15 protein-coding genes are annotated in these 18594 nt (G+C 42.0%); 1 reads left to right on the forward strand and 14 read right to left on the reverse strand.

Annotation, left to right across the window (positions count from 1 at the left end; genetic code table 11):
- Positions 1-93: 93 nt before the first annotated feature.
- The 5 genes from T344_RS0108350 to sleB all read right to left on the reverse strand — a co-directional run bounded on the left by T344_RS0108350 (position 94) and on the right by sleB (position 6555).
- Positions 94-1947 (reverse strand): ABC transporter ATP-binding protein, encoded by a 1854-nt coding sequence (locus tag T344_RS0108350; RefSeq protein ID WP_027628328.1) that lies wholly within the window; start codon positions 1945-1947, stop codon positions 94-96.
- Positions 1937-3670, reverse strand: coding sequence for an ABC transporter ATP-binding protein (locus tag T344_RS0108355; RefSeq protein ID WP_027628329.1), 1734 nt, complete (start codon positions 3668-3670; stop codon positions 1937-1939). The genes T344_RS0108350 and T344_RS0108355 overlap by 11 nt, the downstream gene beginning before the upstream one ends.
- A gap of 15 nt (positions 3671-3685) precedes the next feature.
- Entirely contained in the window at positions 3686-4132 is a 447-nt protein-coding gene (locus T344_RS0108360) for a MarR family winged helix-turn-helix transcriptional regulator (RefSeq protein ID WP_027628330.1), read from the reverse strand.
- A 297-nt stretch (positions 4133-4429) separates the two neighbouring features.
- The gene (ypeB, locus tag T344_RS0108365) at positions 4430-5845 is read right to left on the reverse strand and encodes a germination protein YpeB (protein ID WP_084331160.1); all 1416 of its coding nucleotides are present in this window, start codon (positions 5843-5845) and stop codon (positions 4430-4432) included.
- Positions 5846-5859: 14 nt separating this feature from the next.
- Positions 5860-6555 carry a spore cortex-lytic enzyme gene (gene sleB / locus T344_RS0108370; RefSeq protein ID WP_027628332.1) on the reverse strand — a complete coding sequence of 232 codons (696 nt, stop codon included), beginning with the start codon at positions 6553-6555 and terminating at the stop codon, positions 5860-5862.
- A gap of 265 nt (positions 6556-6820) precedes the next feature.
- Between sleB and T344_RS0108375 the strand changes: the two genes are divergently transcribed.
- Positions 6821-7933: an MGDG synthase family glycosyltransferase gene (locus T344_RS0108375; RefSeq protein WP_027628333.1), complete on the forward strand. Its 1113-nt coding sequence runs from the start codon at positions 6821-6823 to the stop codon at positions 7931-7933.
- A gap of 87 nt (positions 7934-8020) precedes the next feature.
- On the opposite strand, the gene T344_RS0108380 is transcribed toward T344_RS0108375, so the two are convergent.
- From T344_RS0108380 to T344_RS0108420, 9 genes are all read right to left on the reverse strand, one after another.
- Positions 8021-8947, reverse strand: coding sequence for a C40 family peptidase (locus tag T344_RS0108380; protein WP_027628334.1), 927 nt, complete (start codon positions 8945-8947; stop codon positions 8021-8023).
- A gap of 52 nt (positions 8948-8999) precedes the next feature.
- On the reverse strand, positions 9000-11135 hold the full coding sequence (locus T344_RS0108385; RefSeq protein ID WP_027628335.1) for an ATP-binding protein: 2136 nt from the start codon (positions 11133-11135) through the stop codon (positions 9000-9002).
- On the reverse strand, positions 11135-12292 hold the full coding sequence (locus T344_RS0108390; RefSeq protein WP_027628336.1) for a metallophosphoesterase family protein: 1158 nt from the start codon (positions 12290-12292) through the stop codon (positions 11135-11137). Before T344_RS0108390 ends, T344_RS0108385 begins: the two co-directional genes overlap by 1 nt.
- An 87-nt stretch (positions 12293-12379) precedes the next feature.
- Complete coding sequence (gene acpS, locus T344_RS0108395) at positions 12380-12763, reverse strand: holo-ACP synthase (protein WP_027628337.1); 384 nt, start codon at positions 12761-12763, stop codon at positions 12380-12382.
- Between the two features lie 35 nt (positions 12764-12798).
- Positions 12799-14727: a GAF domain-containing protein gene (locus tag T344_RS0108400; RefSeq protein ID WP_027628338.1), complete on the reverse strand. Its 1929-nt coding sequence runs from the start codon at positions 14725-14727 to the stop codon at positions 12799-12801.
- Between the two features lie 42 nt (positions 14728-14769).
- Positions 14770-16347, reverse strand: coding sequence for a FapA family protein (locus tag T344_RS0108405; protein ID WP_027628339.1), 1578 nt, complete (start codon positions 16345-16347; stop codon positions 14770-14772).
- A 63-nt stretch (positions 16348-16410) separates the two neighbouring features.
- On the reverse strand, positions 16411-17235 hold the full coding sequence (locus T344_RS0108410) for a hypothetical protein (protein WP_004624425.1): 825 nt from the start codon (positions 17233-17235) through the stop codon (positions 16411-16413).
- 63 nt (positions 17236-17298) lie between these two features.
- Complete coding sequence (locus T344_RS0108415) at positions 17299-17790, reverse strand: GNAT family N-acetyltransferase (protein ID WP_027628340.1); 492 nt, start codon at positions 17788-17790, stop codon at positions 17299-17301.
- 46 nt (positions 17791-17836) lie between these two features.
- On the reverse strand, positions 17837-18568 hold the full coding sequence (locus T344_RS0108420; protein WP_027628341.1) for a PspA/IM30 family protein: 732 nt from the start codon (positions 18566-18568) through the stop codon (positions 17837-17839).
- Positions 18569-18594 lie beyond the last annotated feature (26 nt).

Below are 18594 nucleotides of genomic sequence, written 5' to 3' on the forward strand. Positions count from 1 at the left end.
CAAGTATTATTATACATTACCCTCTATTGACAATGTACAATACGTTTTTGAGAGGGTAAGATAAGTTAATTGTAATATCTGGTAATGCGGGTGTCAACCGGCTTCCTCATCCAATCCCAGCTGGCTGATAACCATTCTGTAGTATACTCCCTTTTTCTCCATCAGCTGGAGGTGCGTACCTGTTTCAAGAATACCTCCGTCCCCTATGACCAGTATTTTATCGGCGTCCCGGATGGTGGACAGGCGGTGGGCTATCAGGAAACTTGTATGGTTTTTCATCAGCTTCAGAAGCGCCTGTTGTATTTCCTTCTCTGTTTTGGTATCAACGCTGCTTGTGGCCTCGTCAAGTATCAGAACAGGCGCCTGGCACAGGACTGCCCTGGCTATGGCAATGAGCTGGCGCTGCCCCTGGCTCAGGTTGTCGGAGCTGCCGGAAACCGGAGTATTATAACCCTTTGGAAGGCGGGAAATAAAACCGTCTGCGTGAGCCATGACGGCAGCGTCCCTGACTTCGGCATCGGCGGCATCAGGTCTCGAATACCTTATATTGTCGGCAATGCTTCCGGTAAAAAGGCAGGTATCCTGCAATACCACCGAGAAGCAGTTCCTCAGATCCTTTCTTGTTATATCTGTAATGCTTACATCGTCAATTAATATCCGACCCTTTTCAGGTTCGTAAAAGCGGGTCAGAAGATTTACAATGGTTGTTTTTCCGGCCCCCGTCTCACCTACCAGTGCAACAACTTCTCCCGGCTGCACCTGAAAGCTGACATTGTTCAATACAGGTTTTCCCTGGGTATAGGAAAAGCTGATTTCCTTAAACTCCACTTTCCCCAAGGCCGGTCCGAATTCCTTGAGATTTGGCTTATCGGATATCTCTTCCTTCTCGTCCAGTATCTCAAAGACTCTTTCAGCGCCGGCAAGGGCCGACTGAATGGTATTAAACATACCGGCTATTTGATTAAGGGGCATTCCGAATTGTCTCGAGTATGTGAGAAAGCTGACTACAACTCCTACGGTTATGTAATCCCTGACTGCCATTAATCCGCCGGCGCAGGCTATCAGCGTATAGCTGAGATTATTTATTACATTCATGAACGGCATAAGAAAACCGGCCCAGATCTGAGCTTTTGTGGAGTAATCGCACAGAGTCCGGTTAACTTCCTTAAAATCCTCCAGTACTTTTTGCTGCCTGTTAAAGGCCTTTACCATCTTCAGCCCCTGAATGCTCTCCTCTATAACGCCATTGAGATTTCCCAGTGTCTGCTGCTGGCTGGTAAAATACTTTCTGCTTCTTTTAGCTATTGTCTTTGTAAGTACGAATATTAACGGTATGGTTACCAGTGCAACCAACGTCAGCCCCGGACTTAATACCAGCATCATTACCAGTGCCCCCGTTATTGAAAAAACACTTGATATAAGCTGTGTGGTTGTTTGTCCTACCGTACTGCTTATATTGTCAACATCATTTGTGATCCTGCTCATGGTATCCCCGTGAGATCTTGTATCATAAAAATTCAGGGGAATTCTCTGGAGCTTGGAAAAAAATTCTGTTCTTATGTGCTTTACAAGGCTTTGGGTTACTCTGGCCATGAGTACGCCATTAAAGGTATCCAGTATCCAGCTGGTCAGGTAGCAGAAAACCAGAGCCGTCAATATAGTTACAAGCAGCTTGTTGTCAACTGTGTTTGTATCAATATTAAATGTGTTAATAGCCTGGCCAAGCAAATATGGAGTAAGTAAACCTGCCGCTGCCGACAGAACTGTGAGTGATGCCGCAATCAGTATTGATTTGCGCCATCTTCCGAACATTCTTATCAGTCTGACAAGAGTTCCTTTTGTGTCCTTGGGCTTCGCTGTGGGTTTAAATCTCTGATGTCCTGCCGCTCCCCATCTTCCCAGCTTTGGCATATTGTCGAGATTCCGTACTTCATTCTTATTTGACATGTGTTATAAGGCCACCCCCAATTTGTGAATCATAAATCTCCCTGTAAGTACTGCAGTTATCTAATAAATCCGCATGCTCTCCGAAGCCCACATTTACTCCGTTATCCAGCACCAGAATTTTATCGGCCGACATGGCCGTACCGATCCTTTGAGTTATCATTATAACAGTCCTATCTGTATCAAGGCTTTTCAAGGCCTTCCTGACCCGGGCCTCGGTAATTGCGTCAAGTGCACTTGTACAATCATCCAGGATCAGAACCGGCGCTTGCTTTGCAAGGGCTCTGGCTATTGATAGTCTCTGTTTCTGTCCTCCTGACAGGTTCACTCCGTTCTGTCCCAGCACACTGTCAAATTTGTCCGGCATTTTTTCAATAAATTCCCGGGCCTGGGCATTTTGGGCAGCCCGGATTACCCGTTCCTCCTCCATTGTACTCTCTCCCCAGGCGATATTATCAAAAACAGACCCGGTGAAAAGCATGCTTTTTTGGGGTGCAAAGGCAATGTTTTTTCTGAGGACAGATGTATCTATATTTTTGATATTGTTCCCATTGATATAAATTGCACCCTCATTCACATCATAAAAGTGCAGGCAAAGCCAGGCAAGCGTGGATTTTCCCGCACCTGTGGGCCCAATTACCGCCAGGGTCTCACCCGCATTTATTTTAAAGGACAGCTCCTTTAATACAGGCAGCCCGCTGCCGCCGGGATATGCAAAGGTCACATTTTCAAACTCCAGCTCACCTGTAATAACCGGTTTCGGGCTGCCGGCACCTGCGAAATCCTCTTCTCCGGCCAATATTTCTTCTATTCTCTCAGTTGATGCCTTTGTTCTTATGAAAGTGTTGAAAATATTGGTTATCATTATGAGAGAGGTCAGTATTTGAGTCATGTAATTTATAAAAGCGGCAACTTTGCCTACCTCAAGCCGGCCATTTCCGAACAGTATGCTGCCCAGATAGATAATGACTGCAATTCCGATGCTGACAGTCAAAGACATGACCGGTGAAAAATATGCTATTACCAGTTGGGAAGAAATACTTTTTTTATTGAGATCCGAGTTTGCCACCTCGAACCGTCCCTCTTCCTCCTCATATGTTCCAAAGGCCTTGACCAGTCTTATGCCCAGCAGATATTCCTGTACAACGGTATTTACCTTGTCGATGGCTTTCTGAACCTTTGAAAAACGGATATAGCTTAATTTCATACTAATGACGATCAAGGCCGCCACTACGGCTATAGCTATCAGCAGCACCACACTCATGTACGGGCTCAGCATAATGGCAAGGATTATACTCCCGATACATGTGAGCGGAGCCTTAAGAAATATTCTCATAATGCCGTTTACAAACTGTGTCACCTGGGAGGTATCATTTGTCATTCTGGTTATCAGGGAGCCGCTTTCTATACTGTCGGCACTTGCTTCGGAAAAGTTCATGATCTTCTTGAAAACATCATACCTTAAATCCGCACCGAAGCTTTGCGATACCCTGCTTGCAAGAATATTCCTCGTAGCGGCAAAGCAAGCTCCAAGAGCGGTTATGCCAAGCATTGTAAGTCCAAAATATAAAACGGAAGCAACGCGGCCGTTTTTTACTCCATCATCTATTATATGCGCCATAATGGTTGGCTGGAGCAAATCGCATACAGCCTCAAAAAAAACGCAGCTAATGCCAAGCAGGAATAATGTCCTGTATTTTTTGAAATATGGTTTATATAGGTCCATTTGCGTTATATCCTCCTAGGTCCGCCATTCCTGCTGTTCTCCGTCTATCATATTTCTGAATATCCGGGTAAGGAAGTCTCCGGCAAGCTGCTTTTCTTCTTCTGAAAACCCTTGAAAGCACTCATCAGCCATTGAAATAAAAATCCTGTCTATTACTTTTTTCTTTTCCAGGCCCTTGTCGGTCAGCCATACCTCAAGAGCCCGCTTGTCTCCCTTTACAGGCCTTTTCTCTACCAGCCCGGACTTTTCCATGCTATTAAGTACACTGGTTACAGAAGCAGGCTCCATATGACAGTCGGCCGCTATTTCCCTTTGAATGCAGCCGTTATGTTCAAACAGGTAATTTATCATCCTGGGCTGGCCTGCGGTGAGATTACACTTCATAAATTCATAAGTGGATCTCCTCCTATGTACCGCACCTACTTTAACAAGCAGTAAATTTAATTCTCTCTGATCCAACATGTTATCTCCTATCCATAAAAAAATTTAAAACTCATTTTATATTAATTAGAATTCAAATTATTAGAACTCTAATTATATATTATTAATAAATCCTTGCAGCGTCAATAATTAAAATTATGGTTAAAAGTTCACAAAGTACATGCCTGAAGTTTGTACGGCTTACCACAAGTGTTTTAGCCACAATTTCAGACATGTACTTTTAATTGAGCTTCCCGTTTATCAAAGTGTCCCCGCACACTATTACCTGTAATTCATTATTTGCAATTCTCTCATTTTAAGGCATCCCATTGTGTGCACTTACATAGTCAATGAGCCTTCATCCGTACTTACCAGCATGAGGATATCCTCTTCGGTTCCGGTCAAAGCGTTTATATATAATATAAATTTCTGATCATCCAGCGATCCTATAAATTCGTAACAGTATTTTTCCGTTTTAAAATCTGTGGGAATTATTGCTTTGCCTTCCTTCTCGATTTTCAGATTTTTATTTATCTTGCTTCTCGCCTGATCAACAGTAAGCTGCGTTTGAGGAATATCCCGTGTCTTGTGGTTATACAAATAACCTTTTGATTCAACTCCCAGCACTTCACCGTTATCAAGGGCCACCTTCACCTTGACAAGATCGGGGTAGACCGTTACTCCATCCTGCTCATAGGCATAACATATTGTTGCTATGCCGTCAGTTCTCATATAATAGGTGTCGGTCATACTGCCGAACCCATTTTTCTTAAGAAAGTCCTGTGCGGATTTTTTAGCGGCGTTCATGGACATCTTTCCTGAACTGACGCTCCTGTTTCTAAGCATCCAGTACACCTGTCCGCCCTGTTGTGTTATATCAATTTCAGCACTGCCGTCATTGTCGGAATTTTTGTAGCTAACCTTATACCTGTAAGTTTTTATGCTTCCCTCATTGCTGTCTTCAAGCCGCGAAATACCCTGGATCTTATCATTCCCTATTATTTTACGGACGATTTCCTCTGCCTTGGAAGCACTGACTTTTTCATCCTTCAAACCTATGGGCTTAACCTTCATCATATGGTCGGAATAAGGCCCGTCGTATATCATTGAAGGATACTCCTGAAAGTTCTTGTCAACATTTTCAAACTGCGTTGTCTGAATATTCTTGGTATTTTGGCTTTTCAGCTCCCTTGGTCCTCCTGCACTCCCCCAGGCCATCTTCCCGTTATTGATCTGTTCTTCTATTCCGTGGAGACTGTTTTGCAAAGATAGGGCAAAGCCGTGCATTTTTTTAAGGCTCTGATATTCCTCATCACTCAAAGGCAGACCGTTTGCAGTCTTTGTGTTATATGCATAGGCCATATCTCCCACCTGAGTTAGAAAGTTGGAGGTTTTTTCAAGTATGGGAGGTGCTACCGGAAGCTGCCCCATATTTGTCTGAGCCAAATTCGACTGGCGCCACACTTCCTCCAGCATTGAGGAAGTACCTCTCGGAGTGGATGTAACCATGGATTTGGCCAATAAAACTTCAAGGTTGTCAACATACTCGTTCAAATCCAGGAAAGCTCTGCTATACTGGTTGTCCATCATTATCCTGAGATCGCTGAGCTGCTTGCTCTGGTAGTATCCCCATGTGGATACTCCTGCCAATGCCAGTACTGCAACAATTGCTACAGGTACTCCCCAAGACATTCTTCTTTTTTTCTGCCATAAGTCATTATTATTGTCCATGTTTTCATTTTCATTCTGTTCCATCAAATCACCTCCATTTATATTCCAAACCAGTGTTTACCTATTTTCAGCTTTACCGTTCTTGACCATATCCATTTACTTGTAGCCGTTGCAGGATTCCAGTAATACAGGCATCCGTCGGTTGGGTCCCATCCTGCAAGAGCATCTCTGGCTGCCTTGACCACTGTGGATTTCGGGTCAATGGCTACATTTATCTGTCCGTCGGACACAGCTGTGAAAGCCCCCGGCTGATATATAACACCCGCCATGGTCTTGGGGAATTTTGAATTCTTAACCCTGTTGAGGATTATCGCTCCCACTGCTACCTGTCCTTCAAAGGGCTCTCCTCTGGCCTCGCCATTTATGACCCTGGCAAGCAGCTGCTCATCGGTAACTTTGGTTGAAGCGGCATTAACTGTTCCGGTTTCAACAACTTTACCAAGGCCCATTGACAACAGTATATTCCTGTCTGCAATTCCGTTGGCACGAAAACCATAGTTCCTTTGATATTTAAGTACTGAAGTGAAAGTGTCATATCCAAAATTTCCATTTACCTTGCCGTTATAATAACCCCAATTTTTTAATTCCTGCTGCATTTCCTTTACTTCCTGACCCTTGTCACCTAACTTAAGAGATGAAGCGGTACCAGTAAAATACAGTGATTCTTGACCTAAAAGAGTAAGACTGAAAACAACGACTAAACAAAAAGCAACTAATTTTATGTGCTTTTTCAAACCTGTACCTCCTTCCAAATTCACACCGGATTCAAATTGTGTTGTTACCCTTTTTATTATTCAGGGTAATTGAAGTTTTAATTGTGCAATGTTATTTTTAGTTATTAGCTGTTAAAATATTCGTAATATAATATAAAGTTCTAACATATTTACGGGCTGTTAATTTCTTTATTTACACATATAACGTATAATCCCGGCCATAATGTCAAAAATCTATATTGAATATAAATTTTCTTATTTTCAATTATTTTATGTGGAGATCATTATGAGGGTATTAATACTGTATGTATCTGTCGGAACAGGTCACATGAAGGCTGCCGAAGCGTTGAAGGAATCAATTGAAAGGCAGTTTGCAGGTTGGTCAGTCGATATTCTGGATACGCTTAAATATATAAATCCGATCGTAGATAAAATTGTTGTCAGCAGCTACCTTGGTGCCCTTAAAAGAAGTCCGGGGCTGTACAGCAGATTATACACCGCGTCAGGTACGGGCACCGGTATTTACGATATCAGCAAAGCACTGAATAAGCTATTATCCTTTAAGCTCAATAGCCTTATAAATGATTATGGACCTTCTGCGGTTGTGTGTACGCACCCTTTTCCCATGCAGATGCTGTCCTCCTTAAAGGAGAAAAACAAAATAAAAATCCCTACCGTTGCCATTCTCACCGACTATGTGGTTCACTCTCTCTGGCTGGACAGCGGTATGGATGCTTTTGTCGTGGCCAATGATTTGATGAAATCGGAGATGATGCAAAGAGGCATTCCCGGAAACATTATTTTTCCGTATGGTATTCCTGTGTCACCCAAGTTCCTTACCCGGGTTGACAAGAAAAAACTCAAACAGGAACTGGGACTGGAAGATAAGTTTACTGTCCTTGTCATGGGAGGGGGTATGGGTTTTGGCAATATTGACAATACCATGGCCTCATTGCTGGATTGTGATATAGATATTCAAATTATAGCTGTAACAGGTACAAATCAGAAACTTAAGGCACAGCTTGAACTCAGTGCCGGAAAGAGCAATAAAAAGGTACTTGTTTTGAGTTACACGGATAAGATTAATGAACTTATGGATATATCCGACCTATTAATAACAAAGCCCGGAGGTATGACTATCTCCGAGGCTCTGGTCAAGGGTCTTCCGATTTTTATTATTTCTCCCATACCCGGTCAGGAGGAAGGCAATGCAAGTTTCCTGATAAGAAGTGGTGCAGCCAACAAGATAGAAGACTCGGGCCAGCTTATAAGTGTTTTGTCACAGGTTGCAAATGACCCTGTAACTCTTAATATAATGCGTGAAAACTCCAGGTTTTTGGGAAAACCTCATTCGGCTTCCGATATTGCCACCCTTCTTGGCAAGCTGGTCCTGGGATGAGTGACTTAGCGGCCGGCAGCAGCTGTCTTTTGTCCGGTAAGGTAATTTAACCGCCGGCAATGTACAAATTCAGGTGTTACAGGACCACTAAAATATTCTCCTCACGGTTAATATTCTGTCCTTAAAATAACTGTCCTCCAGCGTCTCGTTAATGACACCCCTCGATGCGCTGGAATGTACGAACTTATTATCTCCCAGGTAAACACCGACATCATAAATATCTTTCTTCAGGCTGTCTGTGCTGAAAAATATAAGATCTCCCGGCTGAATATTTTCGAGTGTCACCTGGGTTCCTGTTTTACTCATTTTGACCATATCTCTTGGTATGTCAACACCATTTATCCTGCTGCATATATATGCGAGGCCGGAGGAGTCCATTCCCCACCTGCTTATGCCTCCCATAATAAATATTGTACCTTCAAATTTTTTTATGGTTTGAATAAATTCATCCTTGCTTGTTTTGGGAATGACATTATCCTCTATGGGAACTGCTATTACTCCGCCTTCCTCTACCCAGCCTTTCTTATTATCGGGAAGCAGGACATCATATCCGGTTTTTGTCTTTCCTGTGGAATACAGTTCGGTCCCAAGCACAACCTTCTTAAAATTTACCGCATTGTTTGCACCGGTAAAAATATCTATGTTTTTAGCCGTAACGATTATTTTATTTTTAATTCCGCCGTCAGTTACACTCCCGGTATTACTGCTTATATATTTACTCTTAACCCAGCCTGAGCTGCCATCCAGTAATTTTATATTGGTCCAGGAATTCTCTTCCCGGACAACCTTTACGACCTGGTTGTACAGCACCTGTGTCAGCCGGATACCGAGTATGTCCGGTTTATCGAACATATCCACCACGGCTTCGGTAACTACTGCCGCATTTTCAGGAGTTATCCCGCTTAAAAGCTGCTCATTCCTTGTTACGGGTATCTCTCTGCTGCCGCAGCCTGTCAGCGTAAGCATAAAGATTATAAATATTAAAATCAGTCTTGTAATTCGTTGTTTCATCATATTGCCTCATAAAAATACATTTTAATAGTCTTACTATATTTAGATTTTAACGCTATGTCAATGAACAGATTTTACATGCATTTCCCCCGGTTAATTCACTTATCATTTCAACCTCCCGCTGCTTGCAGGTAAATATCAGAACCTGCTGTTTCCTGCCCAGTTCATTTATAAGTCTCAATGCATTTTCTGTTCTGATATCATCATACTGTGCAAAGGGTTCATCCAGAATCAAGGGAAGCTGTTCTTTGTTCTTCAATACGGTTTCAGATATTGCAACCCTCAGTGCAAGGTAAAGCTGATCAGCCGTACCGTTGCTCAACACCGGTACAGGCACCAGGGTTTCACTCCCCGGATCGCTCAGCATTATATTCAGGTTGTCTCCGGCTTTTGTTTCGGTATATTTCCGGGAGGTCAAACCTGAAAATGTACTGCTGAAAGCCTTGTTCATTATGGGAAGGAACTTCTTCCGTACCTCCCGTGCTGCTGCTTCAAGCGTTGTCATTGCGAGCTGCAAAGCCTCTCCTCTTTGCTCCAGTGCTTTTTTCTGCTGTGTCAGCCTGTAAATTTCCTGCTCGACAGCTTCGGTATCCGCGGTGCTGCTAAGGTTTTTTACTTGAAGTTCAAGCGCCGCCTTTTCAATCCGTTTTTGCTGGAGCTGTCCGGCATAAAATTCCTGTAGCCTGTTCAATTCCCTTAGCCGGCCCTCATCCGGATTCTCAAGTATATTTTCTGCCAGAATGGCCTCACCCCCGGGCAAGGTGCCGTCAGCGTTCAAAGTCTCCAGCAGCCGGATTATTTCCATGGACAATGTGTCAACCCTGCTTTCCAATTGTTCCAGCTCCTGCTGCCTAAGAGCCGGTTCAATACTCTCCAGCCTTTTGATCTGCTGCTCATACTGCAATTTTTCAATTGCAAGACGTTCCGACAGACCTGCAAGTTGATTTGATGCTGAAGACCTGACTTTTTTGATATTTTCAAGCTGCTGCACAAGCAGCCTCTCCCTGCCGGCCAGCTCCTGCTGTTCTCTCTCCAGCTTCTTTAACCTTTTCCCTTGTACAGCCCTGAAAACACCGGCAGTGATGAAAGCCAGAGACGGTATTGCCGTAAAATACAGGGGCAGCAGTTCAAATACGAAAGACCCCAGAGCACAGCCTATTGCAGCTGCCAGTGTGAGGATTCCGGCAATACTAAAAACCTTCACCCGTTTTCCAAGGCTTTTTAAATCCTCTTGGGAAACGGTCCGGTTCAACCTCTCCAAATCCTCCTCAAGCCTGCTCTCCTCACGGGTGGTTTTTACAACTTCCTGCTCCAGCGCTGCTGCGTCTCCTGTTAGCCTGGTAATATTTTTCCGCAGAAGCCCTGTTCCGTCATTCAGAAACCGTATTTCCTCGGCCTTTCTCTCCTGCAGACCAAGTCTTTCCCTTGCATCCAGGAATTCCCCCGCCAGTGTAAAAAGTCTTTCTATTCCGGCAAGAACAGCTATTTCCGAAGCCATGTGTTTCAATTCACGCTGGGCAGCTGTCTGGCTTTCCTCTTCCTCCCTGAGCTTCTTTTGCATCAGGCAGAGTTCGCTTAACCGCCTGTTTATCATGTCCAGCGGCCGGGTAAAGCTCCTTTCGGTGCCGACCTGTGATTTCAGGGCCTCCTTCAGCGCCGTATGAGCCTTTTTATATGATATATCTTCATAACCGCTCTGACAAATATTTGATATCCTGTCAATCAATTCTTTGGACGATGCCGTATCAATTTTTGTTCCCAGCTGCCGTATATATACCGTTCTTTCGAACAAGCCCTCATTTATGCCCAGCAGCTTCTCGGCAATCCCCCTGCCATCCCTGGCAGCTGAAAAAAGACCTGTTATATCATTGAAATCCTGGTCGTAAAGTTTCACGCTGCTTTTATCAAAATCCCTGTCCAGCCTGTAGGCCGCAGGGGTATCCATTTCAAAGCCAATATACCCTCCATAGGAGGAATTGCTCCAGGGCCGGTATCTCCTGAGTTCGGCCGCTGTTCCCTCCCTGTCGGCCCTGCCGCCCTTCAATCCGAACAGAACGGCTTTTATGAACGCCATAATTGTTGATTTACCGCTTTCGTTAGGACCGTAAATTACATTTATATTTTTTGACAGTTCAAGCTCGAATTCTTCTATTTTTCCAAATCCGCGTATATAAAGTTTTCTGATTTTCATTAGTCGACCCTTTCATTTTCCAAGGCCTGCAGCCCATACTGCATGGCCAGGAAAAGTGTAGCCCTTTTCTCCGGTGATCCTTCACCCTCCTGCAGGTCCAGAATTCTGCGGACAAACTCTCCCTTTATACCCGGGTCTTCCAGGTAACACTCATATTCAAATTTGGCCGAGGTCTGATTTCTCAGCTTAATATAAAAGCACCTGCCGTTTAAGGTTTCCTGGATATACCCAAGATCAGGGGAATAATTTTTGCTGATGAATCCTGTAAGCGTTATTTTATAAAAATCAGTTTCCCTGAAGCTGAATTGATCCACGCTGTCCATTTGTCCCTCTGGACAGATCTTTTCAATAACCTCCCAATCGTCGGAGCAGCCGCTGATATTTACATCAATGTTATGATAGTGCCTTGCGGCATCCTTTATAAACCTTATTTCACACTGCTTTTCACAGTCTTCTGAAATACTTAAAAGCCCCTGCACATATCCATGTTCACCTTCCTCGTCAAAGCCCAAAGGTTCCGGACTTCCGGGGTTAACCATTACGGTGCTTTCATTTTTGTATTCACTGTAGCAGTGCATGTGCCCCAGGGCAATATAGTCCATATTAAGTGAGAATAATTCCTTTGATGTTATGGAGTTATAATTATCCTCTTCAAAAGGAATATCAACCGTACCATGCAATAGCAGGATATTGAACCTTTCCCTTGCAATTACCATCCCCGGAATTTGTTCCATATCCATTCTCACATTATTTTTAACACCCAGATTATAAATGCAGGTGTTATACTTTTCCAGATACAATACCTGTTTCGAGTCCTCCAAAATATGCACATTACTGCCCCATACAGTAGTTCTGTAAAAGGAATTTTCCCGCAGGAGGTCATGATTGCCCGGGATAATGACAATTTCGGTATTATATATTTCAGTAAATAAATTTTTTATTTTAAGTATGGTAGAACCTTTAATATGTTTATCTTCGAATAAGTCCCCGCTTATTATCAGAATATTTATGCCGGCCTCCTGGACCCTCCGTATAATTCTGCACAGACAGGACTCAAGTTCATTTCTTCTTTTGCAGGCTTTTGCTTCATCACCCAGGGAGGAGAAGGGTGCATCAAGGTGAAGATCCGCCGTATGCAGGAAAGATACTTGTTTCACGTGAAACCACCTCTCTGAAATTCCTATGGTATAAACAAGAACTTCCCGTCCAATTACCCGGAAAGTCTTTTTATATCATACTTATAGTTATTTAGTTATTGTCACATATGCAACTGCATATTCCCGGCAATGGGAAAGTGAGATTGATATACCCGAAGCTCCCAGTCCTTCATAGTATTTTTTGGCCCTTCCGTGAAGGATTACAAGAGGTTTGCCGTTTTGGTCATTGAGTATTTCTATTTCATTAAAAAGCGCATTTTCCCCTATTCCTGTGCCAAATGCCTTGGATACGGCTTCCTTTCCCGCAAACCTGGCCGCATAGCTCTGATATCTGGAAGCGCCTTTACTTTCACAATATTTAACCTCTTCAGGTGTAAAGACCCGTGCTGAAAATTTTTCTTTTATCCCGTTATCCAATAAATTCTTAATTCTTTCTATTTCAATTATGTCCGTGCCTATAAGTAATTCCACACCAACCTCCATATTTTACTGCACCTTCTCTTATACTACCTGTATAAATTGAAAAATTCTGCGAAACTTTTGAAATCCGTTCCCAGCTTCATTTTCCTTATAAAGAGTTTTTTGCCTTTTGTATATTTTTCTATTCTCTCTTCAAGTTCCCTGTCATCAATATTTTCAATAATAAATATATTATTTGAGGAAAAGGGATAGAGCTTGCTGAAGCTTTCCTTCAAACTGTCAATAATCTCACTGCTCTTAAACAATGAACCTTCTTCATCTATTATCTGAACAACTGTCAAATCCAGATTGTATTCAATGGCCTGCTTAATTTCCTCTTTCAAATCACTTTTAAATATCTCAATATAATTAGGCAGCATAAATCTCTGCTGCAGCTGCATCATAAGAAGGTTGTTCAAAACCGGCGCAATACTTCCTGCTATTGTTTCAAGAATCAGCATGTTCTCCTCATTATCCAGCTGAATATCGTCATATTTAAATACGGCCATAAGCCCAAGTATTTCAATATCCATCATATCAATGTAGACAGGTATCAGCAGCACACCCTGGGCCTCACCGATTTCAGCAGCCAGGCTTTCGCCAACATAACCCGCAAGGTTCTGCTGTCCCATGGCGAAAACTGTGTCCCCCTCGAATATCCTCTTCCATTTCTTATTTGGAGTAATAACCTTTTTACTGCAGTTATCAAGGTTGATGGTACTTGCTATTTCAAATTCGTTTGTTTCCTTCTTATAAAGGCAAAAAGCTCCTTTTGAAGTGTTAAAGGATATCTGGAGGGTTTTGGTGCAGGTCTCCAGCAATGTCTCCATCCTTATGGAACTGCTTATATTTTTGGTCAAACTGTTCAAGGAAATAAGCTTGTCCAGCTTTTTTTGAATAAGCGCCTTCTGCTCGTTCACAAGCCCGAAATGCATGGCATTGCTTAATGCAGTATAGGTTGATGAAGCCAGACTTTCTATCAGCTCGAATATCCCCGAGCTATATTCCCCGCCTGTGACTGTTTCACTTAAAGTAACCAATCCCAGCAGCTGGCTCTGCTTTAAAATCAGCACCGCATATTTTGCCTCCAACTGTTCCAATTGGGCAGAGGCCCCGTCAAACAGGCCGTTCAAATATTCGCGGTCTTCCGCTTTTCCCAGGTCTATGATGACTTTATTCTGATCGATACCGGCACTTTTGCTGAGCTCCAGGTTTATATGAGCATCCTTCGTTTTATAAAAAACATCCTTATAGGACTTCAAAACAAACTTTTCAGACTTTTCGTCAAAAAGGACAAAGCCGGTTATCTTACTGCGGGTGAGCTCGGAAAAAACATCTACCGAAATGCTGTAAAGAACATCCATGCGAAGCTCGCTTAAAAGAATCTTTGAGGATTGGTTTATGGCAAAAAGATTAAAAATTTTCTCATCCAATTCAGAATTTACCCTTGCCAGTTTTTCATACCTGCTGAAATTTTCCAATGCATTATTGATGAGCCTCATTAATGCTTCCGAAATTATAAAGTCGTCTTCTCCTATACTCTTGTTATAAAATAATATAAAACCGTATAAATTCCCTTCAATTATCAAGGGGACAGCGGCATTCACCGCCAGAGCATCAATAATTTCAGGATCAAAGAATTTAATTATTTTCTCACGTTCATATAATATATTACCATTGAAGGCTGCCAGGTTTCCAAGCTCTGTGGTCACAGGTATTTTTCCGATTTTCTTTGCAATACCCTTAACTTTTTTTATATAATACCCATCGTTTTCATAAACAAATATCGCCGAACTGTCAACCAAAAGCAGCTCATTTATGAAATCAAAAGCAGCATCTATTATCTGCTCAAATACAAGCTTTTGCGAAAAATAATCTATTGCCTGAACCAAACCCGTATATCTATATAGTTTTGCAGAAATGATCTCGTCTTTTTTCTCATCTTCTATGCGTTGCAGTATTGATTGATACCTCATATGGCTTACCCCCTAAGTTATGCTTTATAGTTGAAAATGTCGCTACAGCTCTTTGATTTCTCCTTCGTGGTAATAATACGTCACTCTTAGTACGGATTTCTGGATTTCTTTCTGGATTCTCCTTATTTCCAGCATTGTATTTGGGAAGGCCTTTTTTAGAATTGAAATTTCACCCTCACCCTTGGCTTTTAAATAATTAATCATATTCCGTTTATTTTCTTCTACTTCGGTGAGTGCTGACTTGAAAGAATTGTATTTTTCGTTTATACTGTCAAACTGGTCTTTACGTACCTGTCCATTGTCATAAAGATTTACAAATATTGATAACTGCTGTTTATATTTATTAATTTCTGCTTTTAAAACCTCGACTTTATTATTCAGTTCATCCAGGATATTTTTATATTCATTTCTGTCAAAGCCTTTAACGCAGACATTTGTTCTTTTTTCACTGGAGGAACCCATAATTGCCGAAACTACTCTTATGTGGGCATTGATATTCCCGCCGATTATTTGACCCTTCATGGAATCCAAAATAACTTCCTTTGCTGTTATGGTACTGTTCAGGCAATAAAAGCCCACATGTACGCTCCCATCGCAAATTATCTCGGCATCGGCTATATATTTAAGATACAGGTTTTTTTTGCACCTTATGGTGGTCTTTCCTCTCCCTGCTATTCCGCCTTTTATGTATATACTTCCCTCTGAGCTGCTGATTTCTTTTACGTTTCCCACACCGTACTCACCCAGTATTTCTATATCCTTTGTAGAGGCTACCGAGTAGTTGTCTTCCACCGTTCCTTTTACGGTAAGGTATCCGTCGAAATCGACATTGCCCGTTTTAACACCGATATTCTCTTTTATTTCCAGATGATTTGATACCCCTACGCTGTCTCCCTCGAAGAAAACAGCCCCTGTCCGTAATGCGTAAAGGGTTGATTTATTTTCTTCCACAACTTCTTTAACAGTTTTTTTATCATACAGCAGGGGATAATTCTTTCCCGGCATGGTCTTGAGAGTTGTGCCCTTTACCGTCTTTCCCTCCCTGCCCGGCGTTGCATGGATTTTTTCCCCGAGCCAGTCTCCCTTTTGGACCATGTTGATCAAATTTAACTCATAATGATCAACATTACCGTCCTCTTTTATTTCGGGCTTGACTTCTTTTAACTGATAATATGTATTCTGAGAATCCCTTCCCGGTTCAGGCAGCAGACCCTCGGCAATCAGTATGGGTTTTCCCATATATAAATTTAAAAGGGCCTCCTTCCTGATTCCGTAGACGACACCCTTTTCATTCAATTTAGCTATGATTTCTTTTATTAATTCCGGACTCTCAAGCTCATTCCGGTTTACGTTCAATGTCATAAAAGCTTTTAATCCGTCACCCGATACGTCCACAACTATTCTTTCCTTTGATAGGGCGAACTTGCGAGACGGCTGCGGAGCGAGGACCAAAGCTTCTTTTATTACATTGAAATTATTTATTTGTATTTCAGGGTGTGCACCGATAATTTTATTGAATTCATCTACATTCAAACCTTTCTTAAAGGATTGCAGATAAAATCCATCCCAACGCCTGGTTATCTCTATAAAAGGAGAAGAATAAATGATAGTACTTTCCATGGGTAAGCCCCCTCAGATTGTGTAGATTCATACAAGGTGAGTATGTCGTTATATTATGGTTTATTACATTCTGATCTGATTGCGCCTTCTTTCCTGTAATACATTATCAAGTGCGGTAGCTTCATTAACTGCTGTTTCCAGTTTTTCAACCATCTCTTCCGATTCAATGCTTGAAACAATTTGATGCTTGAACATGCTTAGCATGCTCTCTATATAATCCAGCCTGGCATGGATTCTTTCAAGCTCATTTTTTTCATCCTTGACCCTGTTTATTACCTGTTCATCCATCTCAATGATGCTCTTGACATCGTCATATGTTCTGTCATCCTTCATAAAGTTAAGCTTCCTGCGGTTTGCATTTATTTTATTCATCAGATCGCTTATGTTTATTTCAGACAGTTCCTTGCTTCTTATGGAATAATTCGTCATTAATCTGGTATAGGAGATAACGAGATTAAGACTCTTTTCCACTATCTTCTCCTTGAGATAGCTGTAGTCGTCTCCTCTTTTCAAGGAGTTGAATATATCATCCTTGTCCTGCATTATTTTCCTGAGTTTCTGCCTTTGGATAGGAGAAGCATAGTTTCTTGTCTGGGACGACAATCTCGAACATTCCCTGTTCAGCCTGTTTATTTCTCTTTTCTTCTCTTTTCGCTGCATTTCTTCCTTGAAGTTGCTGCTAAACATACTCTGGATTACAAGAGCAACATAAAGCAACGCTCCTGTACCATATGCACCGGTGGCAAGAGTGTTAATGTCAATACCGCTAATGTTTGTACCCTGAAGATCGGGAGCACTGCTGATCAAAAATACAAGTGCACACCAAAAAATCAAAGTAGTAATATTTCTAAATCTGAATACTGCACTATAAAATAAATTCCCGTTCATAACATTCCTCATTTCACCGTTATGGCAGTGTAGCAAAAATTAATGAAAATCTATCAGTCTCCTCTACAGCAGGTACTGATAAAATAAACAATCCAAATATCTTCCAAATTTATAGCCTGTTTCCTTTAAATGCCCGCACAGCTCAAAGCCGTACTTTTCATGCATTTTTATGCTAACCTCATTATCTGAAGTGATGCAGGAAATTATTGCATGAAAGCTTTTTTCCCTGCCGGCCTCGATTACCGCCCGCATTAATTCATTGCCTATACCCCTTCTTTGATAATCAGGATGGATATATACCGACAACTCGCAGGTATCCTTATACCCCTCTTTGGCCTTGAATTCGGACAGACAGGCATAACCTGCAACACACCCCTCCAGTTCATAGACAATCAAAGGATGCCTGTGATTGTAATGGGAGAACCAAACAGCTCTCTGTTCCACAGTTTGAGGGTTAATATCAAATGAGGCAGTTGTATTTTCAACCGCCCAATTGTATATCTCTGTAATTACAGGTAAATCAGTCTCGTTTGCCGTACGTATAAGTGCTCCCATTTTAACATCCATTCCCCATGTATAAGTTTAAGTTTGATTTATTTTATTAATTTGAAGCCTTATTTTCGGTTTTTTCCTTTACCTCAAAACCGCCGTTATCTCCGCCTAGCATTGCCTCAGCCCTGGCTCTCGCTCTGTCTCTTGCCGAATTCATATCAAGTCTCTTCAGCTTCATATCAATATTGTCATTATTAAGAGATTCAACAGCATTTGCTCTTGCAGTCTTTTTATTGACTATTTCACGGGCTCTGTCAAGGTTGTCGTTGACACTGCCCACACGGCTGTTCTTAGAGGTGTATTGCGCATTGACAGAATTGATGTTTTCGCGGAGATTTGCCATTTTAGCCTGTGACTTGAGAGTTTTAAGCTCGTTAAGCTTGGCATTCATTTCAGACTCAAATATCTTATAATCTTCACGTATTTTCTCAACCTGAACCATTGCATTCTCATAGGTGGCCTTATGGGTCTCAAATACTGTCTGATATTCCTCTTCCTGAACGAGAAGTTCCACAAGCAGCTCCTTGTCTCCGGTTCTGGAAGCAGATTCCACTCTTGCCTTTATGGCATTGAGATTTCTTTCCGCGTTTTTCATTTCTATTTTTATCATTTCAGCACTTGTCTGGATTTCAATTATCTGGTGCTCGGCCTCACGTCTTGCCTTGTCAATCTGGTTTTTAATATCTTCAAACAATGCTTCCGGATTTCTCTCTTCCAATCCTCCGACAAATAATCCGAAAAATCCTCTGAACATCTGTCCAAGCCTGCTAAATAAGCCCATTACACTTCCTCCTTAAAATTTGATAA

This window comes from Ruminiclostridium cellobioparum DSM 1351 = ATCC 15832, assembly GCF_000621505.1.
Lineage (GTDB): Bacteria > Bacillota > Clostridia > Acetivibrionales > DSM-1351 > Ruminiclostridium > Ruminiclostridium cellobioparum.

What these genes read in the sequence shown, in the direction of transcription:
- T344_RS0108375 (WP_027628333.1), top strand. Translation starts at nt 6,821, where the DNA reads ATGAGGGTATTAATACTGTATGTATCTGTCGGAACAGGTCACATGAAG.
- T344_RS0108380 (WP_027628334.1), bottom strand. Translation starts at nt 8,947, where the DNA reads ATGATGAAACAACGAATTACAAGACTGATTTTAATATTTATAATCTTT.
- T344_RS0108385 (WP_027628335.1), bottom strand. Translation starts at nt 11,135, where the DNA reads ATGAAAATCAGAAAACTTTATATACGCGGATTTGGAAAAATAGAAGAA.
- ypeB (WP_084331160.1), bottom strand. Translation starts at nt 5,845, where the DNA reads ATGGAACAGAATGAAAATGAAAACATGGACAATAATAATGACTTATGG.
- T344_RS0108355 (WP_027628329.1), bottom strand. Translation starts at nt 3,670, where the DNA reads ATGGACCTATATAAACCATATTTCAAAAAATACAGGACATTATTCCTG.
- T344_RS0108360 (WP_027628330.1), bottom strand. Translation starts at nt 4,132, where the DNA reads ATGTTGGATCAGAGAGAATTAAATTTACTGCTTGTTAAAGTAGGTGCG.
- T344_RS0108400 (WP_027628338.1), bottom strand. Translation starts at nt 14,727, where the DNA reads ATGAGGTATCAATCAATACTGCAACGCATAGAAGATGAGAAAAAAGAC.
- T344_RS0108415 (WP_027628340.1), bottom strand. Translation starts at nt 17,790, where the DNA reads ATGGGAGCACTTATACGTACGGCAAACGAGACTGATTTACCTGTAATT.
- T344_RS0108350 (WP_027628328.1), bottom strand. Translation starts at nt 1,947, where the DNA reads ATGTCAAATAAGAATGAAGTACGGAATCTCGACAATATGCCAAAGCTG.
- T344_RS0108420 (WP_027628341.1), bottom strand. Translation starts at nt 18,568, where the DNA reads ATGGGCTTATTTAGCAGGCTTGGACAGATGTTCAGAGGATTTTTCGGA.
- T344_RS0108405 (WP_027628339.1), bottom strand. Translation starts at nt 16,347, where the DNA reads ATGGAAAGTACTATCATTTATTCTTCTCCTTTTATAGAGATAACCAGG.
- T344_RS0108410 (WP_004624425.1), bottom strand. Translation starts at nt 17,235, where the DNA reads ATGAACGGGAATTTATTTTATAGTGCAGTATTCAGATTTAGAAATATT.